24 protein-coding genes are annotated in these 21,336 nt (G+C 57.2%); 8 read left to right on the forward strand and 16 right to left on the reverse strand.

The features are described 5' to 3' along the window. The first annotated feature begins 125 nt into the window (after window positions 1-125). The 4 genes from EIK79_RS05695 (at window position 126) to EIK79_RS05710 (ending at window position 3,171) form a co-directional block, all read left to right on the forward strand. Window positions 126-1,472, forward strand: a complete 1,347-nt coding sequence (locus EIK79_RS05695; RefSeq protein ID WP_124954160.1) for an adenylosuccinate synthase — start codon at window positions 126-128, stop codon at window positions 1,470-1,472. Window positions 1,473-1,521: 49 nt separating this feature from the next. After that, window positions 1,522-1,716: a methytransferase partner Trm112 gene (locus tag EIK79_RS05700; protein ID WP_124954161.1), complete on the forward strand. Its 195-nt coding sequence runs from the start codon at window positions 1,522-1,524 to the stop codon at window positions 1,714-1,716. A gap of 51 nt (window positions 1,717-1,767) precedes the next feature. Continuing rightward, window positions 1,768-2,358 carry a DUF7524 family protein gene (locus tag EIK79_RS05705; RefSeq protein ID WP_124954162.1) on the forward strand — a complete coding sequence of 197 codons (591 nt, stop codon included), beginning with the start codon at window positions 1,768-1,770 and terminating at the stop codon, window positions 2,356-2,358. Window positions 2,359-2,571: 213 nt separating this feature from the next. After that, on the forward strand, window positions 2,572-3,171 hold the full coding sequence (locus tag EIK79_RS05710) for a TetR/AcrR family transcriptional regulator (RefSeq protein WP_233737965.1): 600 nt from the start codon (window positions 2,572-2,574) through the stop codon (window positions 3,169-3,171). 49 nt (window positions 3,172-3,220) lie between these two features. Here EIK79_RS05710 and EIK79_RS05715 read toward each other — a convergent pair whose 3' ends face one another. From EIK79_RS05715 to EIK79_RS05725, 3 genes are all read right to left on the reverse strand, one after another. Next, window positions 3,221-4,249: a hypothetical protein gene (locus tag EIK79_RS05715; RefSeq protein WP_124954163.1), complete on the reverse strand. Its 1,029-nt coding sequence runs from the start codon at window positions 4,247-4,249 to the stop codon at window positions 3,221-3,223. A gap of 73 nt (window positions 4,250-4,322) precedes the next feature. Next, on the reverse strand, window positions 4,323-5,159 hold the full coding sequence (locus EIK79_RS05720; protein ID WP_124954213.1) for a proline dehydrogenase family protein: 837 nt from the start codon (window positions 5,157-5,159) through the stop codon (window positions 4,323-4,325). 76 nt (window positions 5,160-5,235) lie between these two features. Next, complete coding sequence (locus EIK79_RS05725) at window positions 5,236-6,054, reverse strand: DUF4097 family beta strand repeat-containing protein (protein WP_124954164.1); 819 nt, start codon at window positions 6,052-6,054, stop codon at window positions 5,236-5,238. Between the two features lie 152 nt (window positions 6,055-6,206). On the opposite strand from EIK79_RS05725, the gene EIK79_RS05730 reads away from it, so the two are divergent. Then, window positions 6,207-6,866 carry a DUF420 domain-containing protein gene (locus EIK79_RS05730; protein ID WP_124954165.1) on the forward strand — a complete coding sequence of 220 codons (660 nt, stop codon included), beginning with the start codon at window positions 6,207-6,209 and terminating at the stop codon, window positions 6,864-6,866. Window positions 6,867-6,870: 4 nt separating this feature from the next. On the opposite strand, the gene EIK79_RS05735 is transcribed toward EIK79_RS05730, so the two are convergent. The 7 genes from EIK79_RS05735 to EIK79_RS05760 all read right to left on the reverse strand — a co-directional run bounded on the left by EIK79_RS05735 (window position 6,871) and on the right by EIK79_RS05760 (window position 11,830). Further along, window positions 6,871-7,620 (reverse strand): ABC transporter permease, encoded by a 750-nt coding sequence (locus tag EIK79_RS05735; protein ID WP_124954166.1) that lies wholly within the window; start codon window positions 7,618-7,620, stop codon window positions 6,871-6,873. Continuing rightward, the gene (locus EIK79_RS05740; RefSeq protein ID WP_124954167.1) at window positions 7,617-8,564 is read right to left on the reverse strand and encodes an ABC transporter ATP-binding protein; all 948 of its coding nucleotides are present in this window, start codon (window positions 8,562-8,564) and stop codon (window positions 7,617-7,619) included. The genes EIK79_RS05735 and EIK79_RS05740 overlap by 4 nt, the downstream gene beginning before the upstream one ends. A gap of 365 nt (window positions 8,565-8,929) precedes the next feature. Further along, entirely contained in the window at window positions 8,930-9,076 is a 147-nt protein-coding gene (locus EIK79_RS18000) for a hypothetical protein (protein WP_185715523.1), read from the reverse strand. Between the two features lie 93 nt (window positions 9,077-9,169). Continuing rightward, the gene (locus EIK79_RS05745; RefSeq protein WP_124954168.1) at window positions 9,170-9,391 is read right to left on the reverse strand and encodes an ArsR family transcriptional regulator; all 222 of its coding nucleotides are present in this window, start codon (window positions 9,389-9,391) and stop codon (window positions 9,170-9,172) included. A gap of 72 nt (window positions 9,392-9,463) precedes the next feature. After that, a complete protein-coding gene (locus EIK79_RS05750; RefSeq protein ID WP_124954169.1) occupies window positions 9,464-9,694 on the reverse strand; it encodes a SelT/SelW/SelH family protein in 231 nt (76 codons plus the stop codon). After that, the gene (locus EIK79_RS05755) at window positions 9,691-10,389 is read right to left on the reverse strand and encodes a DUF7546 family protein (protein WP_124954170.1); all 699 of its coding nucleotides are present in this window, start codon (window positions 10,387-10,389) and stop codon (window positions 9,691-9,693) included. The genes EIK79_RS05750 and EIK79_RS05755 overlap by 4 nt, the downstream gene beginning before the upstream one ends. Window position 10,390: 1 nt before the next feature. After that, window positions 10,391-11,830, reverse strand: a complete 1,440-nt coding sequence (locus EIK79_RS05760; RefSeq protein WP_124954171.1) for a heme o synthase — start codon at window positions 11,828-11,830, stop codon at window positions 10,391-10,393. Window positions 11,831-11,923: 93 nt separating this feature from the next. Here EIK79_RS05760 and coxB point away from each other — a divergent pair, with 93 nt between their 5' ends. Beyond that, window positions 11,924-12,817: a cytochrome c oxidase subunit II gene (gene coxB / locus EIK79_RS05765; RefSeq protein WP_124954172.1), complete on the forward strand. Its 894-nt coding sequence runs from the start codon at window positions 11,924-11,926 to the stop codon at window positions 12,815-12,817. A gap of 42 nt (window positions 12,818-12,859) precedes the next feature. On the opposite strand, the gene EIK79_RS05770 is transcribed toward coxB, so the two are convergent. Further along, window positions 12,860-14,221 carry a geranylgeranyl reductase family protein gene (locus EIK79_RS05770; protein ID WP_124954173.1) on the reverse strand — a complete coding sequence of 454 codons (1,362 nt, stop codon included), beginning with the start codon at window positions 14,219-14,221 and terminating at the stop codon, window positions 12,860-12,862. A 54-nt stretch (window positions 14,222-14,275) separates the two neighbouring features. Then, window positions 14,276-14,710: an SHOCT domain-containing protein gene (locus EIK79_RS05775; RefSeq protein WP_124954174.1), complete on the reverse strand. Its 435-nt coding sequence runs from the start codon at window positions 14,708-14,710 to the stop codon at window positions 14,276-14,278. 108 nt (window positions 14,711-14,818) lie between these two features. Between EIK79_RS05775 and EIK79_RS05780 the strand changes: the two genes are divergently transcribed. Both EIK79_RS05780 and EIK79_RS05785 read left to right on the forward strand, forming a co-directional pair. After that, entirely contained in the window at window positions 14,819-15,151 is a 333-nt protein-coding gene (locus tag EIK79_RS05780; protein ID WP_124954175.1) for a 2Fe-2S iron-sulfur cluster-binding protein, read from the forward strand. 69 nt (window positions 15,152-15,220) lie between these two features. Next, the gene (locus tag EIK79_RS05785; protein WP_124954176.1) at window positions 15,221-16,894 is read left to right on the forward strand and encodes an AMP-binding protein; all 1,674 of its coding nucleotides are present in this window, start codon (window positions 15,221-15,223) and stop codon (window positions 16,892-16,894) included. Window positions 16,895-16,933: 39 nt separating this feature from the next. Here the strand turns inward: EIK79_RS05785 and EIK79_RS05790 are convergent, their stop codons facing one another. From EIK79_RS05790 to EIK79_RS05805, 4 genes are all read right to left on the reverse strand, one after another. Beyond that, window positions 16,934-17,341, reverse strand: a complete 408-nt coding sequence (locus EIK79_RS05790) for a zinc ribbon domain-containing protein (RefSeq protein WP_124954177.1) — start codon at window positions 17,339-17,341, stop codon at window positions 16,934-16,936. A gap of 216 nt (window positions 17,342-17,557) precedes the next feature. After that, window positions 17,558-18,157, reverse strand: a complete 600-nt coding sequence (sod, locus tag EIK79_RS05795; RefSeq protein ID WP_124954178.1) for a superoxide dismutase — start codon at window positions 18,155-18,157, stop codon at window positions 17,558-17,560. A 268-nt stretch (window positions 18,158-18,425) separates the two neighbouring features. Further along, the gene (locus EIK79_RS05800) at window positions 18,426-20,138 is read right to left on the reverse strand and encodes a DUF262 domain-containing protein (protein WP_221621691.1); all 1,713 of its coding nucleotides are present in this window, start codon (window positions 20,136-20,138) and stop codon (window positions 18,426-18,428) included. 142 nt (window positions 20,139-20,280) lie between these two features. After that, entirely contained in the window at window positions 20,281-21,297 is a 1,017-nt protein-coding gene (locus tag EIK79_RS05805) for an NAD(P)/FAD-dependent oxidoreductase (RefSeq protein WP_185715525.1), read from the reverse strand. Window positions 21,298-21,336 lie beyond the last annotated feature (39 nt).

Raw genomic sequence — 21,336 nt, forward strand, 5'->3', positions numbered from 1 at the left:
ATTGGATAATAGGTTTGGGGACGTTTAAATCGACCACAATCAGGGAGAACGCGCAGAACGTTGTTCGGCAGACAGGCAACGCTGGTATCGAAATCTGTTTAGCGCGGTGGCAGGAACGTCCGCGTATGACTGTAACCATCGTCGGCTCGCAGCTCGGCGACGAGGGGAAGGGCGGTATCGTCGATCTGTATGGCGATTCCGCGGATATCGTCGTCCGATACCAAGGCGGAGACAACGCCGGCCACACCGTCGTGCACGACGGCGAGACGTACAAGCTCTCGCTCGTTCCCAGCGGTGTCGTTCGTGGCACAACGGGCGTTATCGGTAACGGCTGTGTCGTCAATCTGGCGACGCTGTTCGAGGAGATCGACACCCTCAGGGAACGCGGGTTGGAACCGGACGTTCGGATCGCTGCGCGCGCTCACGTGATTTTGCCGTACCACCGTGTGCTTGATGGCATCGAAGAGGAGGCGAAAGACGATCTCGCGGCGGGAACGACCGGCCGGGGGATCGGTCCGACGTACGAGGACAAAGCGGGCCGCCGCGGGATCCGAGTCGGGGATCTGCTCGATCCGGAAGTGCTCCGCAAACGGCTCGAATACGCCGTTTCACACAACCGGGCGCTCGCAACGGATGTGTACGGCATCGATCCGGGTGAATCGTTCGATGTTGATCATCTGTATGAAGCGTGTCGGGACTTCGCTCAGCGGCTCGAAAACAGGGAGATGGTCGTCAATTGCGGTGAGTTCCTGTCTTCCAAGATCGACGCGGGCGCAACTGCCATGTTGGAGGGCGCACAGGGAACTGCCATCGACATCGACCACGGCATCTATCCCTACGTCACGTCCTCGAACACCACCGCAACCGGTGCACCGGCGGGAACGGGACTCAGTCCAGCAACGGTCGGCACCGGAGAGATCGTCGGCATCGTAAAGGCGTATCTCTCCCGCGTCGGTACCGGACCGCTTCCGACGGAACTCGGACACGTCGAGGGTCAGACCCCGACCGACGGCGGGAATCCGACAGCCAGTGATATCGCTACGTACATTCGGGACGAAGGCGGGGAATATGGTACTGTCACCGGTCGGCCGCGCCGCGTCGGCTGGCTCGACATGCCGATGCTCCGGCACGCGGCCCGAGCGAACGGCTTCACCGGACTCGCCGTGAACCATCTCGACGTGCTCGCAGGTTTAGAGGAGGTGCAGGTCGGTCACGCCTACGAACTCGATGGGGAGACGCTGTATTCAATGCCGACGACCACTGAGCAGTGGGGGCGGTGTGGGGTCGTAACGAAGACATTCGAAGGATGGCCCGAAATTGACCCTGCAGTCGTCGAACAGGGTTATGGGTCACTTCCTGACGCGGCACGAACGTATCTCGACTACATCAGTGCGGAGCTGTCGACGCCGATCTACGCGGTCGGTGTCGGTCCGGGACGAGCGGAAACGATCGTCCGCGAAACCCCGTTTTGAACAGTCCCGACCCGGCACGCTTTTGGCTCGAAGCATCGAGTGAACAAGTATGAAGGAGACGTTGATGGATATCCTGTGTTGTCCTCTTGACAAAGAAACGCTTGAGCTTGAAGTGACTCAGACGGACCAAAGCCAAACGGAGACGGAAATCATCGACGGAGAACTCGTCTGTGCTGAATGTGGTACGAAGTATCCGATCGAGGATGGAATTCCGAACTTATTGCCCCCTGACATGAGAGAGTGAGGCGTGCCTGAACCTGTACTTTTTTTACGCCCACACCCATTTAAGTAACCCGTGCAGGATAGTCTCACCGTTGATGTCAATCCCGAAGGGATGCACACGCTTAGGGTCCCCGAGAGCTTCGAGACACAGGGAGGGTTCGATGTCGTCCTGCGGAATCACGGTGAGTCGACGCACGTGTATCTCAACCTTGATGCCGAACTGTCGGAGGTCGCTACGCTCGACGCCACCAACTACTACATCGAACAGGGAGAGACGCTCTCGCTTACGATTCCGGTTTCTTCGGGGATAGCAGTTGAAGGAGAATTGACAGTTGCGACCGCGTACGGCAGCGAAAAGCGACTCGTTCCCGTCTCCATCAAGCCGGCCCCGCCGGATCACTCGTCAGTCAATGTCGATTCGACGCTGTCGGGATCACGCCGTCCACGACGAACAAACGGAGCGGGTCCGACGCCGTCCCCACCCAGAAAACGACCGACCATCGACGAACAGACGATTCGCCGGGCGCTGCCAGCAGTCGTGTTCGGCACGATCGCTATCGCGCTCGCGCTTTCTTCGGTCTTCGTTGCTGGTGGATTGCGGATCGGTCTCGGCCTATTGGCACTCCTCGCTGGCTCTATCGTGATCGTTCAGCTCTCAGACTGACGATTGACGACGCGTCGTTCTGGGACAATCGGACTGGGAACAGCTACTTAGTTCGTTTCAATTATTACCAGTGTGAGCTTCTCATGGTTGCTATCGAAACACAGATGATTGCTCGAATCGGCTCACACTGCTGTCCAATTCCACAACACATTTAACTGACTGGCCAGTTAGCGACAATACGGTCTAACTGGCCAGTCAGTTACTGCGACAACAATGTCTGAGGACACCACGGAGGAACTGATGGGAGCGACCTACCGGGCGCTGTGCAAGCACGGCTACGCGTCGCTCCGGATGCAAGATATTGCGGACGAATCGACCAAGAGCAAGGCAGCGCTTCACTACCATTATGAAAGCAAGCACGATCTTCTCGTCGCGTTTTTAGAGCACCTTTACGAGCAGTTCGAAGACGACATCGGTGCCGACTGCGGTGACGATCCGGCGACGCGACTCGTCACGTTCGTCGAGGAACGACTCACTCCACGAGGGGACGGACAGAAGGAGTTCCAAACGGCGCTCCTTGAAATCAAAGCACAAGCACCGTACGACGAGGCTTACCGCGAACGGTTGGCGGAATTCGATCGACTTGTTTTCGATCGGCTCCGGTCGATGCTCCAGACGGGAATCGATCGGGGGGTCGTCGACGACGAGATCGATCCGGAGGACACGGCTGCGTTTCTGGTTGAACACATCAACGGCGCACAAATTCGGCACGTCACTGTCGATGCCTCACTCGGGGCGGCGCGCAACCGACTCCGGACGTATCTCACAGAGCAGGTCTTGACAGGGTCGGAAGCGGCGGGTAGTGGTGAGTAGGGGCCAATCCCTTTCGTGGGTCGTTCACGACACGAGATGCGTTTGGTGCTCACCCGATCTCGTCTGCACGACCCGTCTCGCGGAGGATAAACGGGCCGATAGCGAGTGTCCGACGAGCGATCGTGACGAGGCGCAGGATGTAGGTTGCGAGCAGCAGAAACGGAACTGTTGTGAGCGTTACCGCGCCGTTGAAAACCCAATACATATTATCGATTCTGAGGGTCGTGCCCGGAAACGATCCCGGATCGAGGAACGCGAGCGTCGCAACCGCAACACCCAACGCTGGAATCGAAGCATAAATCATGTACCGAGAGAGTTCAATGAGTTCCCATTCGAAAAACAGCGTTTTGATGTGCTCGCGTGCGGGTCCAAAGAACGTGAGCACCTCGATGAGATCGTCGAACGCCTGTTTTTCGTCGTCAGAGAGTTGGTCTGTGTGCTCGTCGCGGAGCCGTCGTGCTTGGTAGATTTTCCACGAATAGTTAAAGTCCAATCCGAATTTCACGACCTGATACCGGCCGAACTGAGCACCTTCGAGCTCGTTGTTCACTGCCTCCGCGTTTTGTGTGAGACTCTCGACGAACCGGCTGATATGGCCTTGCAGTTCCGAATCACGGTCGTTCGCTATGACATCTTTCAGGTCCGCTGCCTTTTTCTGACTCGCATCGATGAGCGCCCGGAGGAACGACGACGGTTCTGGCGGGCTGGTCGTTCCGAGAAACGGCTCGACATCCCGGCGAAACGTGAGTGCCCCCTTCATCCGATCGCGTTGGTCACCGAGTGGTCCGTTCTCCTGTGAAATGACGAGTTGGCTGATCGTGACGACGAGAGTTACTCCCGTGATCAGCGACCCGACGTACGCCTGCATCGTCGTCTCGACCGGATCTTTACTCGACATAGCAGCGCGCAACGGTGTGGCATCGGCCGCGGCAAGCATCATTAGGAATACGAAAAAGACGACACTCCCTATTGCTGTGAGCGACAGCCGACCGGCATCGAGTTGGAGCGCGAGCCTGAACCGACTCCATTGGCTCCCGACCCGTTCTTTAATCGTATCGCTTGGCTGGGAGTCTCTCATTCGATAGTCAATAATTTTTGATACAGATGTATGAGTGTAGTGAAACGCGTCTGCTACCGATAGTCGGTCTCGGCTACCGCTCTAAGATCGCTCGGAGCGCGAATGTGAGGTTTTCTCGGCGTTCGACAACGCGCCGGAAGAAATACGAAGCCCATCTCTTCCCGTACGGAACGTACTGGTACACGTCGTGTTCCGCCGCGAGTGCTGCCTGTGCGTCCTCTCTGACACCCATAAGCATCTGTATCTCGAATGGGGTACCGTAGGCGTCGTGGAGTTCGATGGCGCGGTCGATCATTTGTGGATCGTGGCTCCCGACGGCGACCGCTCCGGTGCTCGTTTCTGAAAACAGATATTTCAAGTGGGTGCGGTACTGTTCGTTCACCGCCGATCGGTCGGTGTAGGCGACGTTTTTCGGTTCGTCGTAAGCTCCCTTTACGAGCCGGACTGTTCCGGGAAGTTCGACAAGGCGGCGGAGATCGTCTTCGGTGCGCTGGAGGTTCGCCTGAATGCAGACGCCCATCTCCGGATACTCCGTAACGAACCGCTCGAACGCGTTCAGGGTCGCGTCCGTCGTTGTTCGATCCTCCATATCGATCCAGACGAACACCCCCATATCACGGGCGGTCCCTACGATAGCGCCGAGATTTTCCATGAACGTCGTCTCGTCGATTCCGAGACCGATCTGTGTGGGCTTGACGGAGACGCACGCTTCAAGATCCGTCCGTCCGATATCTCGACACAGCTGTCGGTAGCGATCCACGTCCGCGCTGACTGCCCTCCGCTCATGATGGTGCTCTCCGAGTACGTTACAAATGGTGTGTATCTCTCGGTCGCGCAACTGACGCGCGTGCTCAAGCGCCTCTGCTTGGGTTTCGCCAGCCACAAACCGGCTCGCAATAGGTGGGATCATGGCGGCAATTACTGCCGTGCCCCACATAGCCTCACTGATTCCTCTCGGTGGTGATAGCTACATCGGTTCTGGTCTGTCACGCCGACAGCCGCCGAAGATCGATCGAACCGTTATTCGTTTCAAAGGTGAGTGTATGCGTCCCCTTTCCCAGCGTGCCCGAAACGGTCGTCGGGCCGTCGTCGGTGAGTGCGATGTCGTGTAGATCGATGGGGGTATGAGTGGTGGTCGCTGTAACGGTTGCGTTGAGATGTCGCGCCAGCGCCGCGTCGATCCGTCCGTTATCCGTATGGACGGCCACATCATTCGAGATCGATGGAACGTCGATCTCGATCGAACCGTTCGACGCCGTCGCCCCCCTGAGACCACCGATATCGCGTGCGACGATCGAACCGTTGTTTGTTGAAAGCGCAACCGTGCCGTCGACGTTTTTGACTGACAAGCTCCCGTTTTGGCTCGCCAGCTTCGGATCACCGGCTGTGTCTCGTACCTTGATGGCACCGTTGTTCGTCTGGAGCCGTTCGATCGGTGCTCCGTTCGGGTATCCAATCAGCAGTGACACGTCTACTCGCTCGGCGTCCGTCTGGTCGTACTTCGTCGTCACCGTGAGTCGGTTGTCCGAACGATCCGTTTTCACCGACACTGCCTCGATCGACCGTTCTGTCGGACCACGAATCTCGATGTCGAGTGTCGCTGTGGTCTCCTCGTGTCCACGGACGGTCACCGGGCCGTTACGATTGTGAACCCGCAAGCTCGTTTCTGAACCCACGTCGTGGGTCCGGTGTTCTGTCTGTCTCATTCGATTTCCGTTTCCGTTGTCGACCTGTATCGGAGAGAGACACCCGCCGACCAACCCGAAACCGGCCGCAACCCCGGCGATGAATGCTCGTCGCTCCATACATGAATGTACGATTTATCAGTGAAAAACCCTCTCGAAATAATAGTATATACTGTTTTTCATTCTGGCTGATACTGTCGGACGGGTAGCGCTGCGGTGAGACGCAGAACGCAAAACGAAGCGGCCAAAACCCTGCTGGTCGAACGCTCAGCATGGCCGCCACAACCCGTCGTCGAATCGTGAAGGACCACCCGAAGGCTGTCACGGGTGTGCTCTCCGTGTTCGGATACGCACTGGTGTTGAGTGCGTTCGGGGGATTCATCCCGTTGTTTCCATCTCTATCTGAGGAGACCGTCCTCCTCTTTTCGGATCTCATCACAGTCGTGAACTCGTTCGCGCTGGTGTCGTTGCTCACAGGCTGGTATTTCATCCGGACTGATCAGGTGTCCCGACACCGCGTTGCGATGTTGTTCGCGTTCGCGCTCATCTGTGTGTTTCTGGTGCTTTATTTGTGGAAGGTCGGCGGCGGGTTCGAAAAGAGTATTCAGATCAGCGACGGGCAGTTCCTCGCGGCGTATGCGTCGGTCATTAGACCGGCGTACCTCCTCATGCTCGCGGTTCACATCCTTCTTTCAGTGGTGGCCGTCCCCGTCGTGTTGTACGCCGTCGTCTTGGGGCTCACGCACACACCAGCTGAGCTTGTCGACACCGCTCACGCGCGGGTCGGACGCATCGCCGTCGTCTCGTGGTCGATCAGCCTCGCACTCGGGATTATCACGTATTTCATGTTAAACCACGTCTACGGGTGGGTGCCACGCGAGACCACAGCAGTACTTCTATTGCTGGCGGTGCCTCGTTTGGACGCTCGATAACGCGTCAGTCGGTTCGTGGGAGGGCGTGCGCTCCGACAGCGACGAACAATAGCGTCAATACGGCGAGAACGAGGAGGTTGCCGTAGGCGTCGGCTACCGGTCCCATCGTCGCGGCTCGCACGCCACGCGCGAAGTACGAAAGTGGTGAGAGACTGACCGCTGGTCGGAACCACGCTGGGAGTAGTGACGGCGTGATGAACGTTTCTGAGAGGAACAACAGTGGGAGGGCGATCGTGTTGCTCGCGGCGATGACGCCGTCTTGGGAGTCAGCGGTGGCACCCAATAAGGCTCCAAAGCCACAGAACAGCGCCACTCCAAGCACGATGAACGGGATGAGTAGCCACGAAAACGTGATCGTCGCCCCTGTGATGGTTACCACCAAACCGAGGATGATGAGGCTCGCAACACCGATGATTCCGACGTTGACGAGGGTATGGGCGAGCAGCCACTCCGTACGCGAAAGGGGCGTTGTTGCGAGCTTCTCGAAGCGGTTGCCTTCCCGGTGACGTGCGACTGAACTTCCGACGCGCGAAAGCGGTGTAAACAGCACGACGACCGCGAGATAGCCGGGCACGTAGTACGCGGGCGGTTGGGCGAACAATCCGCCGCCGGTGGGTTGGGTCTGCACGAGCGCGCCGAAGATGAGAATGATGATCACGGGAAAGAAAAACGTGAAAAACACGGCTGTTCGTCTCCGGACGAACGCCCGGAACGCTGCCATTGTCTCGGCGCGAATGCGGCGCGTGATTGTCATGGTGTCGTGATCTCCTCCATTCGGTTGGCTCTGGTTGCTGTGTCGGTGCTACCGGATGATTCGGTCAACGTGAGATACACTGATTCGAGATCCGGCTGTTGCCACGACAGTGCGTCGTAGTCGACTCCGGCGTCATCGAGCGCGTCGAGTACGTCTCCGATCGCACGGGGTGTTACGCCGCGGATAGTGAGCGTGCGGTCAGCCGTCTCGACGCCGGTTCCGATCGGTTCAGTCGCACGCTCAGCCTCACCAGGATCGACGCTTTTCGCTAGTTCGACTTCCAACCGGTTCGCGCCGCCGTACTCCTCGATCAGCGTCTGTGGGGGGCCAGTAGCGACGAGTGATCCGTCCGCGAGCAACCCGACTGTGTCGGCAAGATACTCGGCTTCCTCCATATAGTGGGTGGTGAGCACGACAGTCGTGCCGTCATCGGTGAGGCGTTCGAGGAGCCGCCATAGGTCGCGTCGACCCGCGGGATCGATCCCCGTCGTCGGCTCGTCCAACACGAGCAGCTCGGGATCGTTCACGAGTGCGATCCCGACACAGACCCGTCGTTGTTGGCCACCCGAAAGCGATTCGTACCACGTGTCCGCCGCGTCTGTCAGCCCAACGTCGTCGAGCACCGCTGTTGGGGATCGGGCGTCGTCGTACAGGCCGCCGTAGTACTCGATGAGTTCCCGGGCAGTGAGCCGCTCGGGCGGGGCGAACGACTGGGGAAGCAGCCCAATCTGCTGAGTGTCCGTCTGTTCCGGTGGTGCACCCAACAGCTCGACTGTGCCCTCATACTCTGTTGTGCCGGTCAGCGAGCGGATGAGCGTCGTTTTCCCGGCTCCGTTCGGACCGATGAGCGCGAACACCGTCCCTCGGTCGACGGAGAGTGACACCCCATCCAACGCGACGGTATCGCCATACTCACGCCGAACGTTTTCGGCGTTTAGAACCATATTCGAATCGAGGTGTGGTTCGGGCGTAAGGCTTCTGATCCACCTTTTTTCCGTGAGGGTGCGCTTCGCTCACCCGAACGCAACAAAGATAGGGCAGAAAAAGCCGCGAGCTTCGCTCGCGGTACCACACCATACCGCTCTGTACCGCGACGGTATCGTCTCACTCACACCGAGCGTTTTCGGCGTTTAGAACCGTATTCGAACCGAGCTGCGGTCTGGGTGTGATGGTTCTGGCGACTTTTTGATACTACCTGATGAGGGCTTCGCTCTTGCTGGGTCCCAGCCATGTGTGCTCATCTGGAAAATAAAACCGAGCGGCTCACTCTCCTGCTGATTCTGTCTTGTTGATTCGTCAACTGTCCTGTTCACTTCTGTGCCAGTCGGTCGTAGACAGGCCGATTGCGCTCGATGTTGTGTTTCGCCAGCTCCCGAACCGCCTTTCGCCGCTCGTCCGGCGAGTCCGCAGTCTTGATTGCTTCAACCAGGTTTTCTTCACGCGTGTCGGAGGTCATTGTCGCCCGGAGATTTCACGCCCGGATCGGTATCCGCATCGCTCTCTACGACAACGTCGTGGATAGCATGAATGTCTTCTGGGGGTTGGATATTCAATCGTCATTGTCTTCACGCGGGTCCTCTACCAATTCGAACAATCGCGTCTCTTCGTGGACGCATTTGACAAGCCCAGCAGCTTCGAGCACTTCGAGACAGTTGTAGCTGCTGTTGCGAGAGCATCCCGTCCAATCCACAAGTGCCCCTTTCGTTGCGCGCTCATTATACAGTTCATTTAGGACCTCTTGATCAACAGCTGTTAGACCGTCGGCATTCATCTCGCCTATCTGTCAACTCCCTTCGTCGGGATCGCTCGCATTGCTGTTCTCCGCTTTCGTCTCTCGGGGGCACTACAGCCGTTCTCGAACTGCCCGCGTGATCCCATCCACGTCGTAATCGTCTTCCTGTTTGTCAAATACGGCATCGCCATCGACACTGACCCGGAACACGCCGTGCTCGCCAGTCACCAACGCGACGCGATCGAGTTGCTGGCCGAAGTTCGATAACAACGCGTGTTGGACCGTCTCGGCACGGTCGAGAAAGCCACACGGCACGCAGTATTCGATTTCAACGGTGGTCATGTCCTGAGCTTTGTACGCAGCTGAGAAAAGCTCCCCGCCGTCGGCCGCCATACGAGCAACAACACGGTGAGAACGAACACGACTGTTGAGAGCGCGTACGACTGACGGGACGCGACCGCCACCAGCGCGCCACCACCCCCAATGATCCCGCTGACGGTGGCTGCGATCAGCGGCAGAACACAGGAGACACAGGAGAACAGTCCGAAAATCCCCGCCGTCGGGTTGCCTGCAGCGTCGAGAATGGTCACGTAGACGAGATAGGCGAGGGTGAGATAGCCGACCACCTTGAAGGGAAGCAGCGCGACCCGAACTAGCTCCCCGCTGTACAACACAGCCGGACCCCACCCCGGTGGCAGGCTCACGAACTCGATCCGGAGTCCAGTCGCCATCTCTCCCATTCCCGGTCCGTACAGTCCGCCGAAAAGACCCAACACGAACAGATACCCCAGCGCGATCAGCCCCCCGCCGTATCGTTTGGACCGGCTCACAGAGGGAACGGCAGTCCGTCCCAGCGCCCAGATGGCGATGTTGATCCAAACGAACGGATAAATGTAGGTCAAAATATCAGTCGGCGTGACCGGTGCGAGCAGTAGATACCCGCCTAAGAGAAGGATCTCGACGTTGATCACGATCGACCACCACAGCACCGTTTCAATGTCGGGTATTCGATCGCTGGCCACAGTGTTCACATCCATACTACAACACCATCATATCGATGATGACGGCGGTGAGAATCGCCCCGAGATAGGCGTTTGAGGCGTGGAACGCCCGGAACGCCGCCTGATCGGTTCGCTCACGGTGAAGACGAACGACCGTCCAGAGGAACACCGCTCCAAGGGATACTGTTGCGCTGGCGTAGAGCCATCCGAGCGGAGTGAGCGCAGTCAACACGTTCGCGGCGAGCAACGTCGCCACGAGGTAGTAGACGATGTGTTTTCTGGTGGTGCTTTCTCCTCGAACGATCGGCATCATCGGGAACCCGCCGCGCTCGTAATCCTCCTGGTAGGCGAGCGCGAGGTTGTAGAAATGGGCTGGCGTCCACAGGAAGATGACACCAGCCAGCACGAATCCAGGCCACCCGATGCTCCCAGTGACAGCGGCCCAGCCGATGAGCGCCGGAATCGCACCAGCAACGCCTCCAATGACCGTGTTCTGGACCGTGTTGGGCTTCAACACGAGCGTATAGACAACGCTGTAAAACGCGATCGCCCCGAAGCCGAGCAGGGCAGCCGTCGCGTTCAGTTGTGCGAACAGGACGATCGACGCGATCGTGAGTACCACGCCAAATACGATCGCGTTGGGCACTCCAACCGTGTCGGTCGCAAGCGGTCGGTCCGCGGTCCGGGCCATCCGGCGGTCAACATCGCGTTCGAGCACGTGATTGAACGTCCCGCTCGCGCCGATCGAGAGCACGCCGCCACCCAGTGTCAGTAGTACCGTTTGGACCGACAGCGGCTCCGTTTTCGTTCCTGCGGCCAGCGCCATTCCCGCTGACGCCACCAGACAGAGCAGCCACATCAGTCGGGGCTTCATCAACCTGTAATACGCCCGAACGGTCGCCACCACGCCCGTCTCGGCGGACCGTCCCGAAGCGACCGCTTTGGCACTGGCTGGCACCGAACTGTCGGAGTGTGCCGCTCGGTCGGCTGGTGGTGTCGTCGATCGGGCTTCGAACTGACCGGTCTCGGCTTCGAGTTGCCACGCGAGTGCGAGCGCGAGCGACACGAAGATCATCGCTCCCGTGAGCAGATGCAGTTCAGCCAGTCTGCCTCGCACGCCGGTGGTCGCAACGAATGCGCCGACGCCGATCTGAATCGGGTACAACGCGAGCACAAAACCGAGCGTGCGCTTGACGCGAGTGGTAGCCTGAGACCAGCCGACGACGGTCGCGGCGACGATCAGCCCCGCCACGATCGCCGCGGCCAGTCGGTGTCCGAGCGCGATCGCTATCTGTGGATCAGCGATCGATCCCGAACACAGCGGCCACGTCGAACACGCTCTCACGGCGTCCGCGAGCGCAGCCGTTGCCCCGACGACGACGAGCAGATACACACCGACGAGCGCGGCCACGAGCAACTTCGTAAATCGCGGTGAGGGGGATTCCGTGGACACTACGTGTGACTCGGGAGCGTTCATACTTATTCCCCCGCTTTTTCGTTTCCCACCCGACGCGTACTGCTCTGGTCGCAGTTCAGCAGGTATTTACCGCCTGCTGTCTAACCGCCGGGTATGACTGCCACGCGGATACGGAGGGCGGTGGGCATCAGTGTCGGTCTTGCACTGACCACCTTATTCGTTGCTCCGGCAGCCGCCCAGCCATCAATCAACTCCGAGCTGATCAGCGATCTCAACACCAGCCTATTGTATGCGGCGGTCCCGATCACGGTACTCGTCGAACTGATCCTCATCTACACCGTGTATCGGTTCAAAGACAGCGGCGAAGCCAAGCCCACACAGGAGAACCGGCGACTGGAGATCACGTGGACGGTCGCAACCGCAATCATCCTCCTGTTCGTCGGACTGGCGTCCACGCAGGTGCTTGCGAGCAGCTACATTGCTGGCACCACTGCCGACTCACCGTCGGCTGAGGGCGGAAACGTCGAAGGGCTATCGAAGAACGTGAGTGGTGCGTACGCACCGACCGAAGACAACGCCATACAGATCGAGGCGGTGGCATACAAGTACGCATGGACGTTCAACTACATCGATTCGCAGGGGGACGTATCAAGCACCAACACGCTCGTAATCCCTGAAGATCGACCGGTGTATCTCCATCTCGTCTCTAACGACTGGCTCCACTCCTTCCACGCCCCCGATCTCGGCCTGAAACAGGACGCATTCCCCGGACAGTACAACACCATGAAAACCAAGGTGACTGAACCCGGAACGTATCAGCTCTACTGTGCTGAGTACTGTGGCGTCGGTCACTCCCAGATGACTGGCACCATCGAAGTCAAAAGCCAATCGGAATACCAGAGCTGGCTCGACGAACAACGATCGGGCGGAGCAGGTAACACGACGGGTAACGCGAGCAATGGAACCGCGACGAACAACCAAACTGCAACGAACAACCAAACCGCAGCCGCGAACGAGTCAACGAACGCCAGCGCGCGTCTCGCTTGAACATCTTCGTCGCCCAAGCGACAAATGAGTGTTTTTTTTTGCTCAGTATTTCGCGTCAGCGCCTGAAGCCGCGTAGATGTCGTCCATGATCCGATCCCGCCTGATCTTCCAAGCGTCGAATCCCTCGATGGAATCCGGGTAGTTTTCATAATGATCGAGGAGTCGGTCCGCGAGCCGTTTGGTCGAGTAGAGGTCGAACAGCGTATCCCAGTGGCCGAGGCTCCGATACAGCGTTTTGAGCGCGATCCGTGGTCCAATGCTTGTGCTGCCCGAATAGAGGGCTTCGGAGAACTTCTGGGTGGGAACCGCTGCGAGCAATCCAGTGAGGTCGTCAATGTCGTAGGCGGTGATGAAGATGTTGTATACGTCGAGCGCGGCGTATCGAGCACCGAAATGCTCCATTATCCGCTTGTTGTACTTCCACAGCGCCGATTCCGCAACGTCACCGGATTCGATCGTTTCGATGGCCTGTTCACCGGCGTATTGGCCGGCGTAGGCCGCCCCAGCGATTCCGCCGCCCGTCGTCGGATTGACGTGCCCGGCGGCGTCACCGACCGCGAGAAAGCCGGGCGCAACCGCTGAATCGTACGGTCGCCGGGTCGGGAGCGCGGCCCCAAGTTTGTCCGTGACGCGTGCGTTGACGAACTCAGTTCGCTCTTCGAGATCTGCTCTGAGTGCCTCAACGAGCTTCATGGGCTGTTCGCTCATCTGGAAGCCCAACCCAACGTTGATCTCCGTGGCCGACCGCGGGAAATACCACAGGTAGCCAGCGGCGCGTTCAGTCGGTTTGAACACCAGGGCGTCGTCCCACTCGACCGGCTCGTCGACTTCCACGATCTCACGGTACGCCGAGCAAAACTGTGAGTAGTTCACATTGGTGTCGAACGTCGCGTTTGAGAAGTCGGCCTTGTCCTGGAGCAAGGACAGCGCGCCCGCGCCGTCGATAACGACGTCAGCTCGATACTCGGTCGCAGATCCGTCATTGACTGCCGTGACGCCCGTTATGCGGCCATTGTTCTGGAGCACATCCTGAACCACCGTCTCGTAGTGAAAGTCTACGCCACGTTGCTCTGCGCCGTCAATGAGGAGACGACCGTATTCCCAGCGGTCGAGCACAGCCAGTTCACCGGGCACTGGAATGTCCAGTTGGGTGTTCTCCGATGGAAGCTCAAGCCGACCGTGATCGACATCAGTATTCGAAAACGCCGGTTCGATCTGCGATTTTGGGATCGCATCGGGGAAGTTCGCTGCGCCCTTGATCGCGTCGCCACAAGCGATGTGGCCCGCCTCCTGCGCCGTCTTGCGCTCAAGGATGGCCACGTCGTAGCCAGCTCGGGCGACTGTGGCTGCAGCATAACACCCTGCAGTACCCGCACCGACGACGACGACATCGTAGGTGGTCATACTTCTTAGAGATTCCCCGATGGGAAAACCGTTATCGATTCCTCGGTCTTCTCTTCACCGCTCAGTTTCGGTTTCGCGCTCGGTTCGTTCGTGCCATTCCACAGCGTTCTCAGGCGTGTCGGTTTCGATCAACTGCGTAAGCTTTCGATCGAACTGCTCGTCCGTGAGATCCCAACGGGCGTAGCGCTCCCGAAGCGTCGTGAGTGCGTCTTGTGTCGAGAATGAGGTATCTCCGTCCGCAGACTGGTCTCGTCTTTTCATCGGCTCGGTCGCCGTCAATGGCCGTGCCCGGTAGTCGTCGTCGAGCGTTGCTGGTATCCTTCCGTCGGTGAGAATTGAGATGAGCGGAACGAGCACGACGAATTCCAGAATCCAAATGAGATCGAACTGCTCGATTCCGGTGAACATAGCGGCGAATCCACCCCCGAGAACGAGCAACGATACGATCTCATCAAGCCTGTTCTTGGCTCGTTTGCGGAGATCATTCATATCAGTAGATACGTCGGTATAACAATAAATACATTCACCACAGCACTCGTTCCGTTGTCGATTTCAACTCCAACAACTGTTTAGTGGTCCCTTACGAACCTTGTCAGTATGACCGAACACACGGTGGAGTTCATCGAAACGGGTGAGACGATCACGGTTTCGGACCGACAGACGATTCTGAGCCGGTGTATCGAGGAAGGGATCGCTCAGGAGTACTCCTGTCGGGTTGGGATGTGTTTGGCCTGTTCGGCGGAGATCATTGAGGGGGAGGTCGAACAGACCGTTGCCGAGAAACGAGGCCTCACCGAGGAGGAAGCCGAATCCTACGCCTTGACCTGTATGGCGCGGCCGCTGTCGGATCTCAAGCTTCGTCGCGGGGCGTATCCACCGAGCATCGAGAACGACGTCGAAACGGGCGATCTCGCCTCGGCTGACGATTAGTACTGACTCAAATATCCCCGCGCATTCACGCGAGCAGGTTTAACCGTAGTGACTAGCATCTTCCGATAGATGCCAGAAACTGATGCGGCACAATGCCCGTGGTATGAGGAATACGAGGAGTTCGGAATTCCCCGCTCGCTCGAACCGTACCCCGACGAACCAGCTCACGATCTGTTGTACACTGCCGCAAACGAGTATCCTGACCAAGGACTGGTACAGCTCGGTGAAAAATACACATATCCGACAGTTCTCGATCACACTGAACGGCTCGCTACGGCGCTGGCAGAACGGGGGATCGGAAAGGGTGACCGCGTCGCCACGATCCTTCCAACGTCAGTCCAGTTCATCGTCGCTACGTGTGCGATCTCCCGCGCCGGTGGCGTTCACATCCCCAACGATTTCCTCGACGCCGAGGACGATCTCGTTTACCGCCTCGAACAGGGCCAACCGTCGGTACTCATCGGGCAAGACAAACACCGAGACCTCATTTCCCGACTACAATCGGAACTCGACATCGAGACAGTCATTCTCACTACTGTTGATGACTACTCACCCGACCCACCTGCCGACCACGACGACCTTGACGGCGTTGAATGGTTCCGTGACGTGATTGGGGCGACCGATCCCGATCCCCCTGCTGTTGACTTCGATCCTACGACGGACATTCACACACTCCTGTTCACCGGCGGAACGACTGGTCTTCCGAAGGGCTGTCGACTCTCCCACCGGAACATCTACGCCAACGCGCTCCAGGGCGTCGCCAGTCAGTCCCAGATGGCTGAACTCATGCGCGGCCAAGAGACGGGCATCATGGCGCTCCCAATGTACCACTCTTATGGCTACTCCGTGATGCACTCGCTGCTTGAACTCGGGTTGAACATGCTGTTGGTTCCCGACGCACGAAACACGGAGATGATGGTCGAGCTGATCAACGAATTCGGCGCGCTCATCATGCTCGGTGTTCCCACCCAGTTCATGGAACTCGTCGATGAGGAACTCGAACAGGACATCATCGGCATCTCCGGCTCTGCGCCGCTGGCGAACAAAACACAACAGGAGTTCGAGGAGAAATCGAAAGGGATCTCACAGGGCTACGGCCTCTCTGAGATGTCACCAATCACGCATTTCAACGCTCGCGGGCTGCTCGATATGATAACGGGAGAGTCGAGCGCCGACGACGCGTTCGATCATCCAACGATCGGCGTGCCAGTTCCAGACACGACGGTGAAACTGATCGATGTCGACACGGGTGAAGAGATTTCCATCGAGGAGGCCGTCGAACACGAACGGGAGGGCGAGATGTACGTTGATGGTCCCCAACGGATGGTTGGCTATCTTGATGAGTCGAAATCGGCGTTCGACGAGGAGGGATTCGTGGCGACAGGCGACGTGGTGAAAATCGATTCGAGCGGTCGGTTTTACGTTGTCGATCGCGTGAAGAACATGATCAACGTCTCGGGACTGAAGGTGTACACAGAAGAGATCGATGACGTGTTGTACGATCACCCCGGCGTTCGACGGCCTGCGACGGTCGGCGTCCCCGACCCAGACCGCCCCGGCAGCGAACGCGTGAAGATCTACATCGAACCCCAACCGGATGGTGACGATCTTGACGCCGAAGCGATCCGCAATCACTTAGAGGAGAAGGTTCCTCGTCAAGCACTTCCAGAAGAAGTCGAATTCGTCGAGAAGATTCCGCTCACTGACATCGGAAAAACGGATAAAAAAGCGCTCACGGAGTGAGCTGGAACCCATCCACGATGGAGAACGGATCGCGTCGCATCACGTCTCGTCTTGGTCGGTACCACACCACTGACAGAACGATACGTCTGGGTCAAGTTGGCGACCACAGGAATCACACCGCTGTATTCCCTGTTGTTGCTCCATCAACAGCCGGTTGTTCATGCGAGCAATGACGTAGGCGTCGATGGCACTGGCGGCGAGCACGGCGTAAATTGGAAGGAGATCCATCACCGGAATCGTTGACAACGAGGCCGATCCGGGGTTCATTACGAGGGCTGACGCCGTCTGTAACGTTTCCTCGGGAACGAACGCCCACGAGGTGAGGAACGAGGCGAAAAACCATCCGACTGCGCGCCACCACCGCCGGAGATATACGTGTCCGAATCCGGTACCGAGAATGCCGAGCAACGCCGCAAGCCACGGCCGTTTCCACCGAATCTGCTCCATACAGTAACTAGTTCGTCAATCAACTATGAGGCTTTCGTCCGTTACATAGCAGGATCGGCACCACTGGCCGTGTGATCGCGGTGTTTTCGACGGTTCACTAACGATCCCGATACGAATGATACCGCATCCGTCACGTCTTTCCACGATGAGAGAAGCACAGTCCCTCCGAAACGAAACCGAGAAACAGAACGGCATCAACAGCCGTTGGCTCCGGCTCTACTCGAACTGTTCGACGGCCTGCTCGTAGCGCGTGGCTGGTTCCTCCCAGTCGACGACCTCGAAGAAGGCGTCGACGAAGTCCCCGCGGGCGGGACCGTAGTCGTAGTAGTAGGAGTGTTCCCAGACGTCGAGCGCGAGGATCGGGTGAGAGCCCCACAGCGCGCCCTGATCGTGCTTGTCGACCACGACGTTCCGGAGCTGATTCGAGAAGCTGTCGTACACCAACAGCGCCCAACCGCTCGCGTCACCAGCGGCAGCTTCGAACTCGCCTTTCCACGCCTCATACGAACCGAAATCCTCCTCGATGCGGTCAGCGAGCGCTCCCGATGGCTCCGCGCCGCCTTCCGGCGACATGTTCTGCCAGAACAGATCGTGGAGCACGTGCCCACAGCCGTTGTGGGTAACAGAGCGGAGCGCGCTGGCCGAACCGTCGAATTCGCCGGCTTCGCGGTTTTCGGCCAGCGTCTCCTCGGCGCTGTTCCAGCCGTTCACGTAGCCCTGATGGTGGGTGTCGTGGTGCCAGGTGAGCACCTGCTCAGAAATGTGTGGCTCTAGTGCGTCGTACTCGTACGGTAGCGGCGGTAGCTCGTAGCTCATGTCGTCAGTTCAATCCACGACCGCACCCGTTTTGAACGTTTGCTGAACTTCATTTTGGTTGGATTGTAGACAATTCATCTCCGTTATAGTGCGCAGTGGTGGTAACTAGTGATCGCTTTTCGATTCGAGTCTTATCAATAACTGTCTTATACTGATATCGTTGGAGGGCAAACCCATACGAAATCGATCTCAGTACTCCATAATACGCTGTACTGGTGTCTGAGAGAGGTTTGCGCTAGCACTTCATATGAAGTCGATGTTTGTTACGCTACCCTAATGACCAAATGCCGGTAGCTGCCTCTGCTAATCGTGATGTCCGCTCATTTATTTGTTCAATTCCCCATTCATCGTACGTTTCTGCCACGCTATTTGTCATTGAAATGTCTGATTTTCGGTAGGTGGTGGTTTTATTTTCGAATGGGTTATTTCCGATCCTTACGTTTTCATCGCTCTCTAGTAGTGTTAAATTTCCAAGCAAATCACGGTGCTGTTCGAACGTCGCTTCTGTCGTATCGAGATAATAGGACCAAGTACTGTATTTTTTTGCAGAAAACGACGAGCGTGGAGCGATATGTTCGATGTCGTATTTCGATAGATCGACTATCTCACCACCATAATACTCCCTTTCTATCTTTGCGAGCATGTATTTTGTCCGATCGTTTAGGATTACTCGCTTATTCTCGATTCCAGCCCTGAATTCGGCATCACTGGGGCACTGGGTGGACAAATATTGCTGCATGGAGTCGATCGGGTCAGGACGTTCAAACGCTGTCGAACAAACGTGTGAATGGATTCGATCGAACTGGCTTCCGGTTGCGTAGTTTGCAACCTTCCATTGAATCAGAAACTTTTCAACCAGATTGAGCACTTCCATAATTTTGTTCGGATTGTCAAACTCACGGAATGCTCTCAACAGAAGGGTTCTCGCCTGTACTGATTTGATGTTGTTCAACTGGTTCAATTTTGAATTGATCGCCGTGTTTCCGGCCGAATCGAAAAAGTCAATATCACAATCACTCATCCTGTAATAAATACAGGACTGGTTGGACATATCTTTTACATACTCTTCGAGCGTGCGTTCGTCGTGCTCCACCACGCCATCAACGATTTCTTTAAAAACATCGAATAATTTATATTCTGATACGTTATCATTGTAGTCGGGTGTCGGAGCAGACATGATATGATGCCGGAAAAACCGACTCGGTTTCGAGAGATGCGGAACTGTATTTGTGATGATGTCTTGCCATCGGGACTGCACACGCTCATAATCGATGTCGTTGGAGTTAGCCGCAATACTGAACAGGTGGTTTTTCATCAGATCGACAGCTGATAGCTCCAACCCCCTATCGTTTAGCGTCTCGAAGAGACGGAACGCTGATTGTTCTTTATTGCATTCGATCGTTACAAGTGTTACGGAACTGAGCAGACGTTTTCGCAACGAGTCCACTTCGTCTAACGTGAGTGAATCTATTTTATCACCAAAGAATTTTAGGGCCTCTTTCATCTGCTCGCTATCGATTTCGCTGTACTCCCGTTCGAGAATGGCTCGAAAGGAGCTATTATCGAACGTACTCAGTTCGAGGTTTTGATGTCGTTTTTGATCCAAGTCGAATTCCCAAAGATAGTCGTTCTCTACTGCTTTGGCTTGCTTTGTATACTCATCATCGCCGACGTATCGTTCACGAATAACAGAAAGTATTATAGAGATCGTAGCTAACCGCTGTTGTCCATCGACCACTTCCAACTGGTTTAGCTCGTTGAGTCCATCCGTCCGTTCGATAACGACGATCGAACCTAGAAAGTGTGTCTCTCCATTTTTGATCGCGGTCACATCGTCCCACAGAGCTCCCCATTGTTCTTCCCTCCAAGCATATCTTCGTTGATAATCCGGAACGGTGTACCGGTAGTTCCGGGAAAGCACACTCTCGACTGTATCTTCATTCGCTGAAAGTCCCATTCCGCCACTCATATTGGTGGCCATACAATACCAATAGTTAAAAATATATCTCTTAGACACGACAACATCGATGGATATAGTTGCTATGCACAGATAATATATTACATTTGTCAATGTTTGGCGTGTATTACAACAGATATCCGTGATGAACGTTACTCTCGTTCGGTCAGTCGTCCGCCTCGGCCGTGTTGTGCTGGCGGGCGGACTGCCGGAGTGCATCGGAGACGGCCGGCACCTCCTCGGTGTCGACTGTCCCCTCGGCTTCGATCTCCGCAAGCGATTTCGGGAACGTCCGGAGGTCGTAGTGGAGCGCGATGCCGGCTTTGGCTCCGTCGCCCATCGCCACGGGGATCTGGTTGTGGCCGGGCGTGAGATCGCCCACGGCGTAGACGCCATCGACGCTTGTCCGCCCGTGGTCGTCGATGACGACGGTGCCGTCGTCGTTCAGTTCACAACCCAGCGTCTCCGCCAGTTCGTTGTTGTACTCCGAACCGTACATCGGGAACCCCCCTTTGTACGCTCGGCGGGTGTCGTCCTCGAACGTGAACGCTTCGAGCCAGCCGTCCGGGCCCGTCTCGGTGCCGGTTACGTCGGCGTCGACAATATCGACCGGGTGGGCGCGGAGTTGTCGGTCGGTCTCGTCGCTCCAGGTCGGCTCGTTCCCTCGGGTGAGGAGATCCACGTCGTCGGTGAAGTTGAGCATGATCATCGCGACGTGGGCAGCACTTTCGTTGTGACCCATCACATAAACCGGCTCGTCGACGAACATGTACGCGTCGCAGTGGAGGCAGTAATGCAACCCTCGACCGGTTCGGGGTAACGGTGGATCGGGTCGCGCGTCCGAGAACCCGGTTGCGAGGACGACGCGCTCGCTACTGAGTTCTGCGTCTCCAGTCTCGACTCGGAACCCATCATCAGTCTGCTCGATCGATTCGACAAACCCGCGCCGGTAGTCAGCCCCATACCCTTCGATCTGCTCGATCGCCGTTTGGAGGAATTCGTTGCCCGACACCGATTCCGTAACGCCGATCACGTTGTGCGTGTCGAGCATCATCGCGGCACGACCGCCGCCCCGATTGATAAGGACCGTATCGTGTCCGAGTCGCGTGGTGTACAGTGCGGTTGTCAGTCCGGCAGGACCGCCACCGACGACTGCTACGTCGTACATTGCGTCGCTCGTCATAGTTGTCCAAACGTGTTCCCTCGTCATAACCTACTGGAT

Source organism: Halocatena pleomorpha (assembly GCF_003862495.1).
In the GTDB taxonomy this organism is placed as follows: Archaea; Halobacteriota; Halobacteria; order Halobacteriales; family Haloarculaceae; genus Halocatena; species Halocatena pleomorpha.

What these genes read in the sequence shown, in the direction of transcription:
- EIK79_RS05695 (WP_124954160.1), top strand. Translation starts at nt 126, where the DNA reads ATGACTGTAACCATCGTCGGCTCGCAGCTCGGCGACGAGGGGAAGGGC.
- EIK79_RS05700 (WP_124954161.1), top strand. Translation starts at nt 1,522, where the DNA reads ATGAAGGAGACGTTGATGGATATCCTGTGTTGTCCTCTTGACAAAGAA.
- EIK79_RS05710 (WP_233737965.1), top strand. Translation starts at nt 2,572, where the DNA reads ATGTCTGAGGACACCACGGAGGAACTGATGGGAGCGACCTACCGGGCG.
- EIK79_RS05715 (WP_124954163.1), bottom strand. Translation starts at nt 4,249, where the DNA reads ATGAGAGACTCCCAGCCAAGCGATACGATTAAAGAACGGGTCGGGAGC.
- EIK79_RS05720 (WP_124954213.1), bottom strand. Translation starts at nt 5,159, where the DNA reads ATGATCCCACCTATTGCGAGCCGGTTTGTGGCTGGCGAAACCCAAGCA.
- EIK79_RS05725 (WP_124954164.1), bottom strand. Translation starts at nt 6,054, where the DNA reads ATGGAGCGACGAGCATTCATCGCCGGGGTTGCGGCCGGTTTCGGGTTG.
- EIK79_RS05730 (WP_124954165.1), top strand. Translation starts at nt 6,207, where the DNA reads ATGGCCGCCACAACCCGTCGTCGAATCGTGAAGGACCACCCGAAGGCT.
- EIK79_RS05735 (WP_124954166.1), bottom strand. Translation starts at nt 7,620, where the DNA reads ATGACAATCACGCGCCGCATTCGCGCCGAGACAATGGCAGCGTTCCGG.
- EIK79_RS05740 (WP_124954167.1), bottom strand. Translation starts at nt 8,564, where the DNA reads ATGGTTCTAAACGCCGAAAACGTTCGGCGTGAGTATGGCGATACCGTC.
- EIK79_RS18000 (WP_185715523.1), bottom strand. Translation starts at nt 9,076, where the DNA reads ATGACCTCCGACACGCGTGAAGAAAACCTGGTTGAAGCAATCAAGACT.
- EIK79_RS05745 (WP_124954168.1), bottom strand. Translation starts at nt 9,391, where the DNA reads ATGAATGCCGACGGTCTAACAGCTGTTGATCAAGAGGTCCTAAATGAA.
- EIK79_RS05750 (WP_124954169.1), bottom strand. Translation starts at nt 9,694, where the DNA reads ATGACCACCGTTGAAATCGAATACTGCGTGCCGTGTGGCTTTCTCGAC.
- EIK79_RS05755 (WP_124954170.1), bottom strand. Translation starts at nt 10,389, where the DNA reads ATGGATGTGAACACTGTGGCCAGCGATCGAATACCCGACATTGAAACG.
- EIK79_RS05760 (WP_124954171.1), bottom strand. Translation starts at nt 11,830, where the DNA reads ATGAACGCTCCCGAGTCACACGTAGTGTCCACGGAATCCCCCTCACCG.
- coxB (WP_124954172.1), top strand. Translation starts at nt 11,924, where the DNA reads ATGACTGCCACGCGGATACGGAGGGCGGTGGGCATCAGTGTCGGTCTT.
- EIK79_RS05770 (WP_124954173.1), bottom strand. Translation starts at nt 14,221, where the DNA reads ATGACCACCTACGATGTCGTCGTCGTCGGTGCGGGTACTGCAGGGTGT.
- EIK79_RS05775 (WP_124954174.1), bottom strand. Translation starts at nt 14,710, where the DNA reads ATGAATGATCTCCGCAAACGAGCCAAGAACAGGCTTGATGAGATCGTA.
- EIK79_RS05780 (WP_124954175.1), top strand. Translation starts at nt 14,819, where the DNA reads ATGACCGAACACACGGTGGAGTTCATCGAAACGGGTGAGACGATCACG.
- EIK79_RS05785 (WP_124954176.1), top strand. Translation starts at nt 15,221, where the DNA reads ATGCCAGAAACTGATGCGGCACAATGCCCGTGGTATGAGGAATACGAG.
- EIK79_RS05790 (WP_124954177.1), bottom strand. Translation starts at nt 17,341, where the DNA reads ATGGAGCAGATTCGGTGGAAACGGCCGTGGCTTGCGGCGTTGCTCGGC.
- sod (WP_124954178.1), bottom strand. Translation starts at nt 18,157, where the DNA reads ATGAGCTACGAGCTACCGCCGCTACCGTACGAGTACGACGCACTAGAG.
- EIK79_RS05800 (WP_221621691.1), bottom strand. Translation starts at nt 20,138, where the DNA reads ATGGCCACCAATATGAGTGGCGGAATGGGACTTTCAGCGAATGAAGAT.
- EIK79_RS05805 (WP_185715525.1), bottom strand. Translation starts at nt 21,297, where the DNA reads ATGACGAGCGACGCAATGTACGACGTAGCAGTCGTCGGTGGCGGTCCT.